Annotated in this window: 12 protein-coding genes and 1 pseudogene; 3 read left to right on the top strand and 10 right to left on the bottom strand. The window is 73.0% G+C overall.

The features are described from left to right. Positions 1-384: pseudogene (locus WG209_RS18810) on the top strand (peptidylprolyl isomerase); the annotation flags it as partial. Positions 385-400: 16 nt separating this feature from the next. Here WG209_RS18810 and WG209_RS18805 read toward each other — a convergent pair. From WG209_RS18805 to WG209_RS18775, 7 genes are all read right to left on the bottom strand, one after another. Next, positions 401-880, bottom strand: coding sequence for a GNAT family N-acetyltransferase (locus WG209_RS18805; RefSeq protein WP_337176622.1), 480 nt, complete (start codon positions 878-880; stop codon positions 401-403). 86 nt (positions 881-966) lie between these two features. Further along, positions 967-2,556 (bottom strand): oligosaccharide flippase family protein, encoded by a 1,590-nt coding sequence (locus WG209_RS18800; RefSeq protein ID WP_337176621.1) that lies wholly within the window; start codon positions 2,554-2,556, stop codon positions 967-969. A 150-nt stretch (positions 2,557-2,706) separates the two neighbouring features. Next, positions 2,707-4,167: a DUF1501 domain-containing protein gene (locus WG209_RS18795; protein WP_337176620.1), complete on the bottom strand. Its 1,461-nt coding sequence runs from the start codon at positions 4,165-4,167 to the stop codon at positions 2,707-2,709. 156 nt (positions 4,168-4,323) lie between these two features. Next, positions 4,324-5,622 (bottom strand): trypsin-like peptidase domain-containing protein, encoded by a 1,299-nt coding sequence (locus WG209_RS18790; protein ID WP_337176619.1) that lies wholly within the window; start codon positions 5,620-5,622, stop codon positions 4,324-4,326. Between the two features lie 41 nt (positions 5,623-5,663). Further along, a complete protein-coding gene (locus WG209_RS18785; protein ID WP_337176618.1) occupies positions 5,664-6,341 on the bottom strand; it encodes a hypothetical protein in 678 nt (225 codons plus the stop codon). A gap of 9 nt (positions 6,342-6,350) precedes the next feature. Next, positions 6,351-7,070, bottom strand: a complete 720-nt coding sequence (locus WG209_RS18780) for a sigma-70 family RNA polymerase sigma factor (RefSeq protein ID WP_337176617.1) — start codon at positions 7,068-7,070, stop codon at positions 6,351-6,353. Positions 7,071-7,217: 147 nt separating this feature from the next. After that, positions 7,218-7,766 (bottom strand): ACT domain-containing protein, encoded by a 549-nt coding sequence (locus WG209_RS18775; RefSeq protein ID WP_337176616.1) that lies wholly within the window; start codon positions 7,764-7,766, stop codon positions 7,218-7,220. Positions 7,767-7,986: 220 nt separating this feature from the next. On the opposite strand from WG209_RS18775, the gene WG209_RS18770 reads away from it, so the two are divergent. Continuing rightward, the gene (locus WG209_RS18770) at positions 7,987-8,751 is read left to right on the top strand and encodes a methyltransferase domain-containing protein (RefSeq protein WP_337176615.1); all 765 of its coding nucleotides are present in this window, start codon (positions 7,987-7,989) and stop codon (positions 8,749-8,751) included. 25 nt (positions 8,752-8,776) lie between these two features. Here WG209_RS18770 and WG209_RS18765 read toward each other — a convergent pair whose 3' ends face one another. Further along, entirely contained in the window at positions 8,777-11,770 is a 2,994-nt protein-coding gene (locus WG209_RS18765; RefSeq protein ID WP_337176614.1) for a PVC-type heme-binding CxxCH protein, read from the bottom strand. Positions 11,771-11,957: 187 nt separating this feature from the next. Then, positions 11,958-12,707, bottom strand: a complete 750-nt coding sequence (locus WG209_RS18760; RefSeq protein ID WP_337176613.1) for a glucose 1-dehydrogenase — start codon at positions 12,705-12,707, stop codon at positions 11,958-11,960. 105 nt (positions 12,708-12,812) lie between these two features. On the opposite strand from WG209_RS18760, the gene WG209_RS18755 reads away from it, so the two are divergent. Next, positions 12,813-13,154, top strand: coding sequence for a helix-turn-helix domain-containing protein (locus tag WG209_RS18755; protein ID WP_337176612.1), 342 nt, complete (start codon positions 12,813-12,815; stop codon positions 13,152-13,154). A 401-nt stretch (positions 13,155-13,555) separates the two neighbouring features. Here the strand turns inward: WG209_RS18755 and WG209_RS18750 are convergent, their stop codons facing one another. Next, the gene (locus WG209_RS18750) at positions 13,556-13,996 is read right to left on the bottom strand and encodes a hypothetical protein (RefSeq protein ID WP_337176611.1); all 441 of its coding nucleotides are present in this window, start codon (positions 13,994-13,996) and stop codon (positions 13,556-13,558) included. Positions 13,997-14,022 lie beyond the last annotated feature (26 nt).

The following is a 14,022-nucleotide window of genomic DNA, read 5'->3' as shown; positions in this document are numbered from 1 at the left end:
CCCCCCACGCCCCCCCCGCCCCCCTCCGCCCTGACGCCGACGGTCGGCCGGGGTCTCCTTCCCGCGTCGATCGTCGCCGGCAAGCGGGCGAGGCTCCAGCAGATGGTCACGCTCGCCCCGACTTCCGAGGCCGTCGCCGGGAGGGCGAAGGTGGACCTCGTCCTCGCGCCGACCTCGGGGACGGCGAGCGAGGTGACGATCGCCACCGCCGCCCCCAACGTCCGCCTCCAGCCCGGCCGCCAGACGCGCGTCCCCCTCGTCGCCCGCGGCGTCGCCCCGACCGTTCCCGCCGGGACCTACCAAGTCCTCGTGGCCGTCACCGACCCCGCGGGCGGGCGCGCCACCATCGACACCGGCAAAACGCTGGTTGTCCAGGCGTCGTGACGCCGACTGGCCAGGTTCAGCGGCCGTCGAGCCGGCGCTCCATCCGGTAGTTGATGAACCGCTCGCCCCGGGCCTCGACCTCCTGCCTGACGAGGACGGCGAAACCCTGGCTTTCGAAGAACGGGCGGGCCGTGATGCTGACCTCGGAATACACGCGATCGAGCCCCAGGCGTCGGGCTTCCTCCACGACGGCGGCGAGCATGGCCCGGCCCACGCCGAGGCGCTGGCGATCGGCGTGGACGTAGAAGCGGTCGAGGTGGCCGTCGGGCTCCAGGTCGGTGAATCCGACGATCACGCCGTCGGATTCGGCGACGATCGTGAAGCGGTCGGCCAACGTGCTCCAACGGGCAGGGTCGACCGCGTCCGGGGCCCACGCCATGACCTGCTCGCGCGTGTAGTCCCTGATGTTGACGCGACGGATCGTGTCGCGGAACAGGGCGATGAGCGCGGGCAGATCCTCGGGGCGAAATCGACGCAGGGCGACGGTGGGGGTCATGAAGCGGTCTCGGCTGAAAACGCGGCCTGGCTCGAGGGCGTTCACGAACGGCCCCGGGTACCGGAGGGCCGCCGCGAGGCATCGGGTCATCGCCGGCGCAGCTTGGCCCAGAGCTGTCGCAGGTCGTCGCGGCCGGAGGGGGTGAGGACATAGCCGACGAGGTAGGCCGCGACGCCGACGACCAGGTGGACGGCCAGCGGGATGGCGCGAGTGAAGAGGGTCGTCCCGGGGAAGGTGACGGGGAAGGCCTGGGCGAGGAGCCACGTCGCCGCGACGGCCGCCATCGCGCCGGCCAGGGGGGGGGCGAGCGTCCGGCGGAGGAACTCGCGGGGGTCGATCTCCAGCACCCTCGCGACGTAGACGCCGGGGATGATGAGGTTGGAGAAGAAGGTCGTCAGGACCGTCCCCCAGATCACCCCCGCCACGCCGATCTTCGTGGTGAGGTAGTAGCTGACCGGCAGGTTCACCACGGCGCCGGCCATCGCCGCCAGGGCGATGACGGGGATCTTGTTGAAGCCGATCGCCATCTGCACGGGGACCGAGAGCACCAGCGGGATCGCGGCGGTGAGGAACAGCCGCATCAGCGGGGCGACCTCGGCGGCGGGCTGGCCCAGGCGGTCGCCCACCCAGAGCGTCAGGAAGGGCGTCGCGTGGATCCAGGCCAGCAGGCCCAGCGGCAGCACGGCCGCCAGGTGCATCCGTGTGCCGTCGTACTTCAACCGCTCCAGGGCCTTCAGGTCGCGCGCCGCGGCCAGGCTGGCGACGGCCGGCATCACCATGTAGGCCAGCATCCAGCCCGTCTGGCGGAGCTGGAAGAAGGGCTTGCCCACGGTGCTGTAAACCGCGTTCGCCTCGCCCGGGTTGGGGACCACGAAGCCCAGGATGGCGGCGTCGATCTTGTCGGCGATCACCACGCTGAGCTGGATCAACGCCATGTAGAAACTGACGCGCCCCAGCGCCTTGAAGTCGGACCACCGCGCCCCGCGGAACGTCAGCCTCTGCCCCAGCTCTCGGGTGAGGACCCAGACCGCCGGCACCAGCGACAGCCCCACCTGGATCGCCATCTGGATGACCACGACCCAGAAGAACGGCACACCGCTCTTGAGCCCGATCAGCAGGGCCAGGAACCGCAGGATGACGACGAAGATCTCGATCCGGGGGATGAACTCGTACCGCCGCGCCGCCTGGAGGACGCTGGAGACGACCACCGAGAACCCGTAGCAGGGCGCCGTGAGGATCTGGAGCCACAGCAGCCGGATGATCAGGTCATACGACGACGTGCCGTGGTACTTCGAGTAGGGCATCCCCAGATAGGCGATCGCCAGCAGCGCCAGTATCTGGATCAGCGCCGTGGCCGTGTAGAAGTTCAGCCCGCAGGCGACGGCGCGGTCGACCCCCTCGCGGTCCCCCCTCGTCCAGGATTCCGAGATCTGGCGCTGGAGCGCGGAGCTGACGCCGAACTCCAGCAGCATCTGGAGGAAGCCGAAGTTCCAGGCGAAGTCGTAGGCGCCGAGGTCGTCCCGGCCGACGGCGTCCAGGATCAGCCGGGTCGTCCAGAGCGAGAAGACGATCTGGAGCGGGACCCGCAGGGCCAGCCAGAGCGTGCCGCTGAGGAGACGCCCCAGGACGGGGGGGAGGGCTCGCGGCGGCGCGGGGATCGTGGGTGCCGTGCTCACGGGGTCCTTCCTCGGCGGCGGCGAAGACAATCCGATGCGCTCCGCTGGCTGGTTGGCAGGCGGTATCCTATCCCCCCGCGCGACCGGCCGAAACCCCAAACTCGCCCGGCCGGCCCGGGCGACGCCGCCCCCTCCCCGGACTCGCGCCCGCTAGAACAGCCCGGCGATCGGGGTCCCGTGATAGACCTGATGGGGGCGCCCCAGATCGTCCTCCCACGCGGCCGTGGCCGGGATGCCCAGCGAGCCGTAGATCGTCGCGGCCAGGTCCTCGGGCGTCTTCGGGTCCGACGTCGGGTGCCCGCCGATCCGGTCCGACGAGCCGATCACCCGGCCGCCGACCACGCCGCCGCCGGCCAGGAAGACCGTCTGGACCCGGCCCCAGTGGTCCCGCCCCGGCAGCTTGTACGCCGAGGGGAGCGTCGAGATCCGCGGCGTGCGCCCGAACTCCCCGGCCATGACGATCAGCGTGGAGTCGAGCAGCCCGCGGGCGTCCAGGTCGTCCAGCAGCGCCGAGACCGCCCGGTCCGTCGGCGGCAGGAGGTTGTCCTTCAGGTGGGGGAAGGCGTTGCCGTGCGTGTCCCACGTCTCGTTGTTGCCGAGGTTCACCTGCACCAGGGAGACCCCCGCCTCGACCAGCCGCCGGGCCATCAGCAGCGACCAGCCGAAGGAGTTCCGCCCGTACTCGTCGAGCACCTTCGGCTCGGAGTCCGAGACGTCGAAGGCCCGCCGCACCTTGGCGTCGGTCAGCAGGGAGACGGCCGCCTGGCGGCGCGCGTCGAACGCCGCGGTCGGGGCCGAGGCCTCCAGCCCGGCGCGCTGGCGGTCGAGCTGGGCGAGCAGCCCCAGGCGACCTTCCAACCGCCCGCCGCCGAGCCCTTCGGGGAGCGTCAGGTCGGGCACGTGGAATCGCTGGCGGGCGGCCGTCCTCGGCCGGTCCTGGTGGTCGAACTCGTACTCCGGGAACGCCCCGTACGCCTTCGGGTCGAACGGGGACGCCTCCACGAACCAGGGATCCCGGCGAGGCCCCATGATCCCGGCGAACTGGCCGGGGATGACCCGCCCCGTGTTGTGGACCAGGCGCTCCGGCAGGACGACCGCCGGCGGCAGGTTGCCCCTCGGCCCCGACACGGCCCCGACCACCGAGGCGATCGAGGGCCAGTCGGTCGAATTCGGCTGGTTGATGCTGAAGCCGGGGGGCAGGATCGACCGCCCGGTCAGCATGACGTGGTGGCCCGCCGAGTGGTCGTTGTGCGGGTGGGTCAGCGAGCGGACCATCGACCAGAGGTGGCTGCGCGCGGCCAGGAGCGGCAGGTGCTCGCAGATGTGGACGCCGGGCGCGCGGGTGGCGATCGGGCGGAACTCGCCGCGGATCTCCTCGGGGGCGTCGGGCTTGGGGTCGAAGCTCTCGTGCTGGGCCAGGCCGCCGGAGAGGAAGATGAAGATGACCGATCGCGCCCGGGATCCGGGGGGCGATCCGGCCGCGCGGAGGCCCTCCAGGTGGTCGAGGCCGAGCCCGAGCAGGCCGACCGCCCCGGCCTGGATGGCGAGCCGCCGGGTGAACGTCGGGTGTAGGGGCGTCGCGTCCGTCGGGGTCGCGGGGAGGCGAGTCATGGCGTCCCTCCTCGTCGCCTCCCCGAGAGGAGGCGGCACGGGCCACGGCGGCCGAGACGGCCGCCACGCCGGGCGATCGTACACGACGGGCGCGCGCCGGGCCAGGACCAATCCATGAGCGATCACGCGGGGCGGGGCATCCCCGCGATCCGACCCTCAGGGGGCGTCCGGGCCCGCCGTCGAGGCCGGTTGGGCCCGTTCCAGGCGTTCCAGGCGACGTTCGAGCTGCTCCAGCCGCTCGGCCGCGGAGGGGCGAGGGGGGGCGACGGCGGACGTCGGCGTGACGACGGGGGTCGCGGGGGGGGTCGATTTCTTCCCGGCCAGGGCCGGCGGCTCGGGGCGGCGGCCCGCGCGGATCCAGACGCTGCGCTGGGGGGCCTGGGGGCCTGGGCCGTCCCGGACCACCTCCAGGCGGACGAACTTCCCGGCCGGGGTGAGGTCCAGCCGCTGGGTGAGATCGGACGACGATCGGATCGGCCGGCCGTCGAACGAGACGACGCGCTCGCCCGATTGCAGCCCCGCGCGGTCGGCGGGGGAGTCCGGGAGGACCCCGCGCAGGGGGGCCCCCTCGGGGGCGGTCGGGTCGCCCGCGTCGGGGGCGAGGCGCACGCCGAGGTACGCGCGGTCGACCCGCCCGCGCTCGCGCAATTGCTCGCCGATCCAGGTCGCGTCGTCGGCGGGGATGGCGAAGCCGAGGTCGTGACCCCCCGGCCGGTCGACGGCGTGGGCGTCGACCCCCCGCACCAGGCCCAGCCACTCGCCCCGGGAGTTCACCACGACGGCCCCGGTGTCGCCGGGGGAGATGGGCGAGCGCACCTGGATCAGGCCGTTGATCTGCCGATCCTGGATCTTCAGCGAGCGGTCCAGGCCGGAGATCTCCCCGCGGGTGATCGAGTGCCCCAGGCCGAACGGGTTGCCGACGACGAACACCCGCGAGCCCAGCGCGGGGCCCTCGACGGCCGGCTCGATCGGGCGGAGGACGCCGGCGGGGATCTCCAGCAGGGTGAGGCCGGTCTCGGGATCGGCGGCGACCCAGCGGGCGAGGAGCCGTCGGCCGAAGGCGTCCCGGGCGACGATCGGGGCCGACCGGGGGCGGTCGATCCGCACGGCCAGCACGTCGCCGCGGCGGCCGTCGACCACCACGCCCACCGCCGCGCTACGCTCGTCGTCGGGGGCGCCGGCCTCGGTGTACTCCAGGGTGACGACCGATTCCCGCGCCCGGCCCGCGGCGGCGGCCGTCCGCCGCTCCAGCCGCTCCAGGACGGCGAGGAGGGATTCGTCGTCGCCGCCCTCGTTCGCGCGCCCGGCGGCGGGTCGCTCCGGTTCGGCCTCGGCCGGGGCGTCCGGCGGCGGCGCCGGGGCCGGCCGCGGCGATCGGACCGCGAGGGCCAGCGCCGCGAGGGACAGGCCGCCGGCGAGCCAGAAGACCAGGCGGTTCCGGGCCGAGGCGTCCATCGAGGGGCGGATTCTCCGGGCGGTTCGGCCCCGGTCGGGCGTCAGTAGGTCGGCCGGTCGATCCGGGCGTCGGGGGGCATGGGGATGCCGCGGTCCAGGTCGAAGCGGACGGCCGGCGGCGTGTCCGGGGGGGCCGTCGGCCGGGGGGCGTCGATCGCCCGGCCCTCGGGGTCGAGGAGCGGGGGCGCGTCGAGCAGGGCCAGGTCGGTGGCCTCGGACGGCCCCTCGTCCGGGAATTCGGGCTGGAGCGGGGCGTCGGCCAGCGAGGAGGAGGGGGCGGGGGGGGGCAGCGGAGCCGAGGCGGCCTCCATGCGCGCGGCCGACTCCTCGCGGACGCGCTCGGCCAGCGGCAGGCCGACGAACAGCGTCAGCGACGCGGCGACGGCCAGCGCCCCGACGGGGGCCCCCAGCGACCAGGGCCGGGACGCGGCCCCCCGGCGCGGTGAGGCCGACTCGGCGGCGATGCGGGCCTGGAGGGCGGGCCAGAGCGAGGGGGCGCGGGGGTCGACGGGCGACTCCGACGCCGCGGCGGAGAGGGCGTCCATCGCCCGCGCCAGGCCGTCGCGACGGGCGCGGCAGGGGTCGCAGCGGTCCAGGTGGGCCTGGACGGCGTGGCGCGCCTCGCCGGCGTCGCCGGGCGCGGGGTCGTCCCCGGCCGCCACCAGCGGGAGGCGGTCGCGGACCCAGTCACAGGCTCTCTCGTCCGGCGTTCTTCGCATGGTCGGTCCTCAGCCGTCCCTGGCCGCTCCCCGCGCCGCGTCCTGCCGGCGTTCCCAGATCTGGCGGAATTTCTCCCGCGCCTTCGACAAACGCCAGCGGATCGTCGCCTCGCGCCTCCCCACGATCGCGGCCACCTCCGACGACGAGAACCCCTCCAGGTCGCGGAGCACCAGGATCGTCCGATACGAGACCGGGAGCTGGGCCAGGATGAACTGGACCTCCTGCGCCAGCTCGGCCCGGACGCGGGGGTCGGGGTCGGGCGGGTCGTAGGGGGAGCCCCCGTCGCCGTGGACCCGATCGATGGAGCCCGGGGTCGGGTCGTTCCGCCGGCGGCGGAGGTGGTCCAGGCCCAGGTTCACCCCGATCCGGAACAGCCAGGGGCCGAACCGCCGGCCGGCGTCGAATCGGTCCAGGCGGTCGTACACCCGCAGGAACGTCTCCTGGGCCAGGTCGCGGGCCGCCTCCGGGTCGCGCGACAGCCGCGCCAGCACCCGGATCAGCTTCCGCTCGTAGCGCCTCACCAGCACGCCGAAGGCCGCCTGGTCCCCCTGACGGGTCCGCTCGACGAGCCAGGCGTCATTCAGGCCCGACTCGTCGTCGATCGCCGGGGGGGCGTCCGACGGAAGTCGGATCGGCACCCCGGCGCGCGTCGCGTCTTCCTCGTCGCGGGAGGGCCCGGCGGGGGCGTCCGGCGTGGGGGGGGCGACGTCCTCGAGCCGTTTCCGCATCGCGTCGCCTCTCCCAGGAGATGGTACGCCCCGCGCGGGGGATCCGTTGGAGATTTCGCCGGCCGATTTCCCGGCGGCCCGCGCCCCCGCATGATCGAGCCGGCGCGGCCGATTGTCAACACCGGCCGCGAGGGGGGCGACGGCGGGTCAGCCCTCGTCGTCGGCGGAGTCGGAGAGCGGGGCGACGTGGACCTCCAGGTTCAGCCGCCAGCCGATCTCGCGGAGCCCCTCGGCCCAGGCGTCGCCGAGGCCCGGGGGGACCAGGACCAGCGCCCGCATGGAGAACAGCGGGGAGCCGCTGGTGGGGGCGGGGCCGGACTCGGAGTCCATCTCCTCGACGCTGATCCCGTGGGAGGCCAGGTGGCGGGCGACCTCGTGGATGATCCCCTCGTGGTCGGCGCCGTCGACCTCGATGTGGTACGGATCCCAGCCGGCGGCGCCGTGGTCGGGCTCCGGGCGGGCGGGGACGACGGCCGCGCGGTACCCCTTTTCGACCAGGCCCGCGAAATCGGTTTCCAGGCCCTCGGCCTTCTCCTCGGGGATGGAGACGAGCATCAGGACGGCGAACTCGCCGCCGAGCCGCGTCATGCGGCTGGTATCCACATTGCCCCCCCGGGCGAGGACCACGCCGGTCACCTCCTCGACGATCCCGACCCGGTCGGGCCCGGTCACGGTCAGCACGAAATTCCGGGCCATCGGCGGCGACTCCCCGCGTCCGGCCGGCGGCGGGCCGCGCCGACACGCCTCGGGCCACGCCCCCGCCTTCCGGACCCCGGCGAGCCTACCGCGCGGGGGCGCGGGCCCGCAAGCTTCCGCCGCCGCCCTTGTATGGCCGAGCGGCCGGCCGCTAGAATCGCCCCGGGGCTCGGGACAGTCGCGAGCCGCGCCTCCCGTTTCATGCAACATGAGTGTGCTAATGTCCTTGTATAACGACGCCTTCTACGCGAACCAGTCCGAGGGCTCCGTCAGGTCGGCCAGGGTGGTCGTCCCCCACGTGGTCTCCCTGGTGAAGCCCCGGAGCGTCGTCGATGTCGGCTGCGGCGTGGGGACCTGGCTGAGCGTCTTCCGCGACCAGGGCGTCGAGACGATCCTCGGGATCGACGGCGACTACGTCTCCCGCGAGAAGCTGCACATCCCGGCCGACCGCTTCCTCCCCCGCGACCTGACGGCCCCCGTCGGGATCTCGGAGAAGTTCGACCTGGCCGTGTCGCTGGAGGTGGCCGAGCACCTCCCCCCCGAGGCGGCCGAGGGCTTCATCGACCAGCTCACGGGCCTGTCCGACGTCGTGCTCTTCTCCGCCGCGGTCCCCGGGCAGGGGGGCAGGAACCACATCAACGAGCAGTGGCAGAGCTACTGGCGCGGGCTGTTCGAGCGCCGCGGCTACGTCGCCGTCGACTGCCTGCGGGCGCGATACTGGACGGACGCCTCCATCGTGTCCTGCTACCGCCAGAACATCATCATCTACGCGCGCAAGGAGGCCCTGGAGGCCCTCCCCGAGCTGCGGGCGGAGGCCGAGCGGGCCCCGGGGACGCCCTTCGACGTCGTCCACCCGGAGATCTTCAGCTTCGCCCTGCGCCTCCGAGACGGCGTCCGCCCCTCGCTGGGGATGCTGGCCCGCCGCTTCCCCGGCGCGGTGGTGGACTCGGTGCGCTGGCGGTTGGGGATCCGCGGCACGGCCTGACCCGGGCCGCGGGCCCCCCGCGGCCTCACTCCGAGGCCGCGGGCCCGACCTGGCCGGGCGACGCCAGATACGCGAAGAGGTCGCGGATCTCCTGCTCGGAGAGCGTCTCGAGCTGCCCCTCGGGCATCATCGAGACGTTCGACCGCTTCACCTCCTCCACGTCCTCGGCCGGGATCAGGACCAGCTCGTTGGCGGTCTGGATGGTCAGCACGGCGTCGGTCTGGGAGCGCAGGATGCCGGAGACCAGGCGGCCGTCCGCGGTGGCGACGTTCGTCACGGTGTACTCGTGGGCGACCGTCGCGCTGGGGTCCAGCACGTTCTCCAGGATGTAGTCCGCGTTGGCGCGGTCGGACCCGGTCAGCTCGGGGCCGACGTCGCCGCCGGCGTCGAACAGCTTGTGGCAGGCCTGGCACGTCCGCTCGTAGGCCGCGCGGCCGGCGACCGGGTCGGCCTGGCCGGAGCCGAGGATCGCCTTGTACTTGCCGATCAGCGCCGCCTTGTCGGCCGAGGTCGCCCGCGCGGTCCCCCACACGGCCTCCAGCCGCTTCGACAGCGCCGCGTCGCCGAGCGCCTGGATCTGGCGGGCGACCGTGACGCTCACCTCGCGGCGCGGGACGACGCCCCGCTCGATCGCGTCGAGCAGGGCCAGCGCCCAGGCCGGGCGCGAGGCCAGCGCGGCGACGGCGTCCTCGCGCTCCGCCGGCGAGAGCCGCGCGTAGCGGTCGAGGAGGATCTTGGGGGCGTCTGGCTCGCCGAACGCGGCCATCGCCCGGATGACTCGGGCGCGGAGGGCGTCGTCGTCCAGCAGGCCCGGCAGGTCGCGGCCCAGGCCGGGGGCGCGCCGCTCGGTCAGCGTCGCCAGCGCGGTGGCGCGGCGGTCGGCGCCCGCCTTGGGGTCGAGGAGGAGCGCGCGCAGGGCCTCCACGGCCTTCGGCTCGTCCAGGATCACCGCAAGGAGCAGCGCCTTGTCGAGCAACTCGGGCGACTTCACCGCCGAGAGCCCGGCGTACAGGTCGCTCCAGCCGTCGGGGCGGTCGACCTGCTTGCGGCCCCGCAGGGCGTCGAGCACGCCGTCGAGCACGTCGGAGCGGAGGTCGTCGCGGTCGGAGTTCAACGCCGGCGCCAGCGCGGCGAGCCCCTTGGCCGGGTCGGCGGAGACCAGCCGGCGGGCGAGGAATTCCCGCAGCATCGGCAGCTTGACCGTCGGCAGGACCTCGGTCGCGAATTCCGGCGAGGCCGCCGCCTCGGTCTCGATCGCGTACCAGGTCATCAGGGCGAGCATCCGGTCGCCCGGGTCGATCTCGGCCGAGGCCAGGGCGCGGGCCAGCGGGCGGCGGTATTCGGACGTCGGCATCCGCGACAGGGCCGAGGCCAGCGCCAGGCGCACGCGGGGCGCGGGGTCGCTCCCGGCCATCTCGGCGAACTTGTCGACGACGTCTGGCGGGACGGGCGTGGTCTCGGCCAGCAGCCGCGCGCCCCAGGCCCGCACGGATTCCTCGCGATCGTCCAGCAGGGCGATCAGGTTCTCCACGTCGACCGCGCCGATGGCGTTCAGCGCCCAGAGGGCGCGGAGGCGGCGGGGGGCGTCGGGCGCGTCGGCCAGCATCCGCAGGAGCGCCGCGCGGGCCTCGGGCATGGGGTGGGGCGCCTCGGCGTTGGTGGCCCGTTCCTGGAGCAGCCGCCGCGCGGTGCGCACGTACCACTCGTTCTTGTGGCCCTGGAGGGCGACCAACTCCAGATCGGAGAGCTTCGCCAGGTCGACCTTCACCGGCTTCGCGTCGCCGTGGGTCATCTTGTAGATGCGGCCGTTCTCGCGGTGGGAGCCGTCGGCGTCGTTCTCGTGGCACTCGCCGATGTCGGACCAGTCGGTGAAGTAGACGCCGCCGTCGGGGCCGTACTTCAGCTCCAGGCCGCGGAACCAGACGTCGTCCACGCGCAGGAGGTCGGGCTCGTGGCTCGCGACGTAGGTGGAGCCCTTGCGCTCCAGGCGGTCGTGGTTGACGCGGTGGCCGTGGATGTTGAACGTGAACATGCCGTCGCGATATCGATCGGGCCACTGGTCGCCCAGGTAGATCATCGCGCCGACGTGGGCGTGGCCGCCGCCGGCCAGGCTGTGGCGGTCGTGCCCGGCGCCCTCGCGAGACTCGGTCCAGTGGCCGCCCGCCCAGTGGAGGTGGTCGGCGACGGTGGGGATGCGCTCGTAGGTGTGCGGGTTGAAGTCCTCGCCGAACATCCGGTCGTAGCGCGCCCCGGGGACGACGTGGAACAGGTGGGCGATGACGCAGTTGGTGATGAACGCCTCGCCGTGGTCGTCGAAGTCCAGGCCCCAGGGGTTGGTGGTCCCGTGGGCGACCACCTCGAACTCCTGGCGGACGGGGTGGTAACGCCAGACCCCGGTGTTGATCGGGACCCGACCCGCGGCCGGCGCGCCGGGCTTGCCGACGAGCGAGTTGGAGAGGATGCCGTTGCACCCCCAGAGCCAACCGTCGGGGCCCCACTTCAGGCCGTTGAACATGTTGTGCTGGGCCTTCTCGTCCCAGCCGTCCAGGACGACCTTCGCCGGGCCGTCGGGCACGTCGTCGCCGTCGGCGTCGGGGATGAACACCAGGTTGGGCGTGGCGCAGAGCCAGACGCCGCCGAAGCCCAGCTCGATCCCCGTCAGGCTAGTCCCCCCCTCGAAGAAGACCTTGCGGGTGTCGAACGCGCCGTCGCCGTCGACGTCCTCGAAGATCAGGACGCGGTCCTTCCCGACGGGCCCTTCCAGCCAGATCGGGTAGGAGTAATTTTCGACGACCCAGAGCCGGCCCCGGGCGTCGATCGTGAAGGCGATCGGCTGGACGACGTCGGGCTCGGCCGCGAACGGCTTGACGACGAACCCCGGCGGCATCGTCATCTTCGACGGGGCCTGCGCGGCGGGCGTCGGGGCGTCGTCGTGGTCGAGCAAGTGGCCCGGTTCGTCGCCGCCGGCGATGAGGAGGGCGGTCGCCGCGAGGGCGAGGGGGATTCGTCGCGCGATCATATGACAAGGCTCCACGGCGGGGGGCGCCGGCGACCCACCGGCGAGAGGAACTGCAGACTAACGGCCGTCGCGAGGCCCCGTCAATCGCCGTCCGTCCCCCGCCCGCCTCCCACGCGTCAACGTCGGCGTGGACTGCCGTCTTCCCCGCCGACGAGCCCACGCCGCCCGGCGAGCCGCTCGCCGTCGCTCAGATCTGAGCCATCCCGCCGTCGACGAACAGCTCGATGCCCGTGACGAAGCTGCTGTCATCGGAGGCGAGGAACACGGCGACCTTGGCGATCTCGTCCGGATCGCCGATGCGCCCGAGCGGGATTTGGGAAGCCATCCCCTCCTTGAACCGCCTGGCTTCCTCCTCCGACCCGGCCAGCCCGTCGACGCCGGGCGTGTCGATCGGGCCGGGGCTCAGCGCGTTGACGCGGATCTTGCGGTCCTTCAGGTCTACCGTCCAGGTGCGGGCGAACGACCGTACCGCGGCCTTGGTGGCGCTGTAGACGCTGAAGGCGGGCATGCCCTTGATCGAGACGATCGAGGCGTTCAGGATGATCGACCCGCCGTCGGTGAGCAGCGGCAGCGCCTTCTGGACCGTGAAGAGCAACCCCTTCACGTTGACGCCGAACTCCTGGTCGAAGTGCTCCTCGGTGATCTCGCCGAGCGGGGCGAACCGGGCGCCCCCCGCGTTGGCGAAGAGGACGTCGACGCGCCCGTGCGCCTCCTTGACGGTGGCGTAGAGCCGGTCGAGGTCCGCCAGCCTCGACACGTCGCCCTGGACCCCGATCGCCCCATGCCCGATCTCGGCGACCGCCTTGTCGAGCTCCGCTTGCCTCCGGCCGGTGATGACGACCTTGGCCCCTTCCGCGGCGAATCGCCTGGCCGTGGCCAGGCCGATGCCGCCGTTGCCCCCGGTCACCACCGCCACCTTCCCGTCGAGCTTTCCCATCGGACGGCCCCCATGCTGGTGAAGGATCGGAACGCGGGCTATGATTAGGGGGCGGTTTCCGGCGGGCAAGTACGCACCTTTTCGTAAGTACCCCGGGGGGAGGCGATGAAACCACGGTCCTACGGCTGCGGCCTGGAAGCCGCGCTCGCCGTCGTCGGCGGCAAATGGAAGCCGATCGTCCTCTGGCACCTCGCCGATGGCCCTCGGCGGTTCGGTGAGCTGAGGAGGATGGTGACGGGCATCAGCGAGAAGATGCTGATCCAGCAGCTGCGGGAGATGGAGGCGGACGGGATCGTCGTCCGCGAGGACTTCCGGGAGATCCCGCCCCGCGTCGAGTACTCGCTGACCGAGTTCGGCGTCTCGCTCGGCCAGGCCCTGAGGCCGCTGTGCGACTGGGGCCGGGAGCACATGGAGCGGATAGCCAGGTCGAAGGCCGAGGTCGGATAAGGCCGCGAGAGGCCGTCAAGAAGTTCAAGATGGCTTGTGCTTCGACGGCAAGGCCGGGCCGCATGGACATGGTCCGGCGTGGTCGTCGGGCGTCCCCAGACCGGGTCGTCTGCGCGGCCAGGCCGAGGCGTCGGATTATCGAGCGGACGTCCATGAGAATGCGCGTCGCGAGCGGATCATGCGCGGCATGCCCGCGGTGATGCTTGCGCGATCAATGCGCATGGCGGCCCATGAGATGGATGTCTTGGCGCGATGGATATTGCGTCATGCGCGTCCGTGTCGAATGCCCTTGAGATGGGCGTGTCGGAGGCGAATCGAGAGGGGACTGGAAAGACTATCTGGCCAAGCCAGGCGGCGTCGCGGGCCGGATCGGCGCCGGCCCGCGACGGGCATCCCGCCGGTCAGTCGGTCAGGGCGAAGTCGCGGGTGTTGGAGCCGCGCTCGACCTTGGCCGTGAGGCCGGAGGTCTCGGGGTTCTCGTACTTCTCGGGCGTCAGCCGCTTGGGCGGCGGCGCCTTCTTGGGGATGTAGTCCAGGATGACGTCGTCGCGGGCGGCGACGGTCACCTTGTAGTCGCCGACGATGGCGCCGTCGCCGGGGGCCTCGGTCTGGAGGGCGTAGGTGCCGTCCTCGGCGATCGCGCCGGTGGCGTTGCGGCCCCCCGGCGCGGTCGGCACGAACGTGATCGTCCCCTTCGGGACCGGCTGCCCGTTGTACGTCACCTTGCCATGCACCCGGCCCATCGTCGGGCCCGATTCGCCGCAGCCGGGCAGGGCGACGAGGCTCGCCAGCATCGCGACGGCGAGGGCCGCGGCGCGCGGCACGGGAAGCGTGATCTTCATGATCGGTTCTCCATGGGTGGCGGGCG

Origin of the sequence: Paludisphaera sp. (genome assembly GCF_037189885.1) — a bacterium.
Classification (GTDB): Bacteria; Planctomycetota; Planctomycetia; order Isosphaerales; family Isosphaeraceae; genus Paludisphaera.
This window is presented reverse-complemented; position numbering and strand designations above follow the sequence as displayed.

What these genes read in the sequence shown, in the direction of transcription:
- WG209_RS18805 (WP_337176622.1), bottom strand. Translation starts at nt 880, where the DNA reads ATGACCCCCACCGTCGCCCTGCGTCGATTTCGCCCCGAGGATCTGCCC.
- WG209_RS18795 (WP_337176620.1), bottom strand. Translation starts at nt 4,167, where the DNA reads ATGACTCGCCTCCCCGCGACCCCGACGGACGCGACGCCCCTACACCCG.
- WG209_RS18790 (WP_337176619.1), bottom strand. Translation starts at nt 5,622, where the DNA reads ATGGACGCCTCGGCCCGGAACCGCCTGGTCTTCTGGCTCGCCGGCGGC.
- WG209_RS18785 (WP_337176618.1), bottom strand. Translation starts at nt 6,341, where the DNA reads ATGCGAAGAACGCCGGACGAGAGAGCCTGTGACTGGGTCCGCGACCGC.
- WG209_RS18780 (WP_337176617.1), bottom strand. Translation starts at nt 7,070, where the DNA reads ATGCGGAAACGGCTCGAGGACGTCGCCCCCCCCACGCCGGACGCCCCC.
- WG209_RS18775 (WP_337176616.1), bottom strand. Translation starts at nt 7,766, where the DNA reads ATGGCCCGGAATTTCGTGCTGACCGTGACCGGGCCCGACCGGGTCGGG.
- WG209_RS18770 (WP_337176615.1), top strand. Translation starts at nt 7,987, where the DNA reads ATGTCCTTGTATAACGACGCCTTCTACGCGAACCAGTCCGAGGGCTCC.
- WG209_RS18765 (WP_337176614.1), bottom strand. Translation starts at nt 11,770, where the DNA reads ATGATCGCGCGACGAATCCCCCTCGCCCTCGCGGCGACCGCCCTCCTC.
- WG209_RS18760 (WP_337176613.1), bottom strand. Translation starts at nt 12,707, where the DNA reads ATGGGAAAGCTCGACGGGAAGGTGGCGGTGGTGACCGGGGGCAACGGC.
- WG209_RS18755 (WP_337176612.1), top strand. Translation starts at nt 12,813, where the DNA reads ATGAAACCACGGTCCTACGGCTGCGGCCTGGAAGCCGCGCTCGCCGTC.
- WG209_RS18750 (WP_337176611.1), bottom strand. Translation starts at nt 13,996, where the DNA reads ATGAAGATCACGCTTCCCGTGCCGCGCGCCGCGGCCCTCGCCGTCGCG.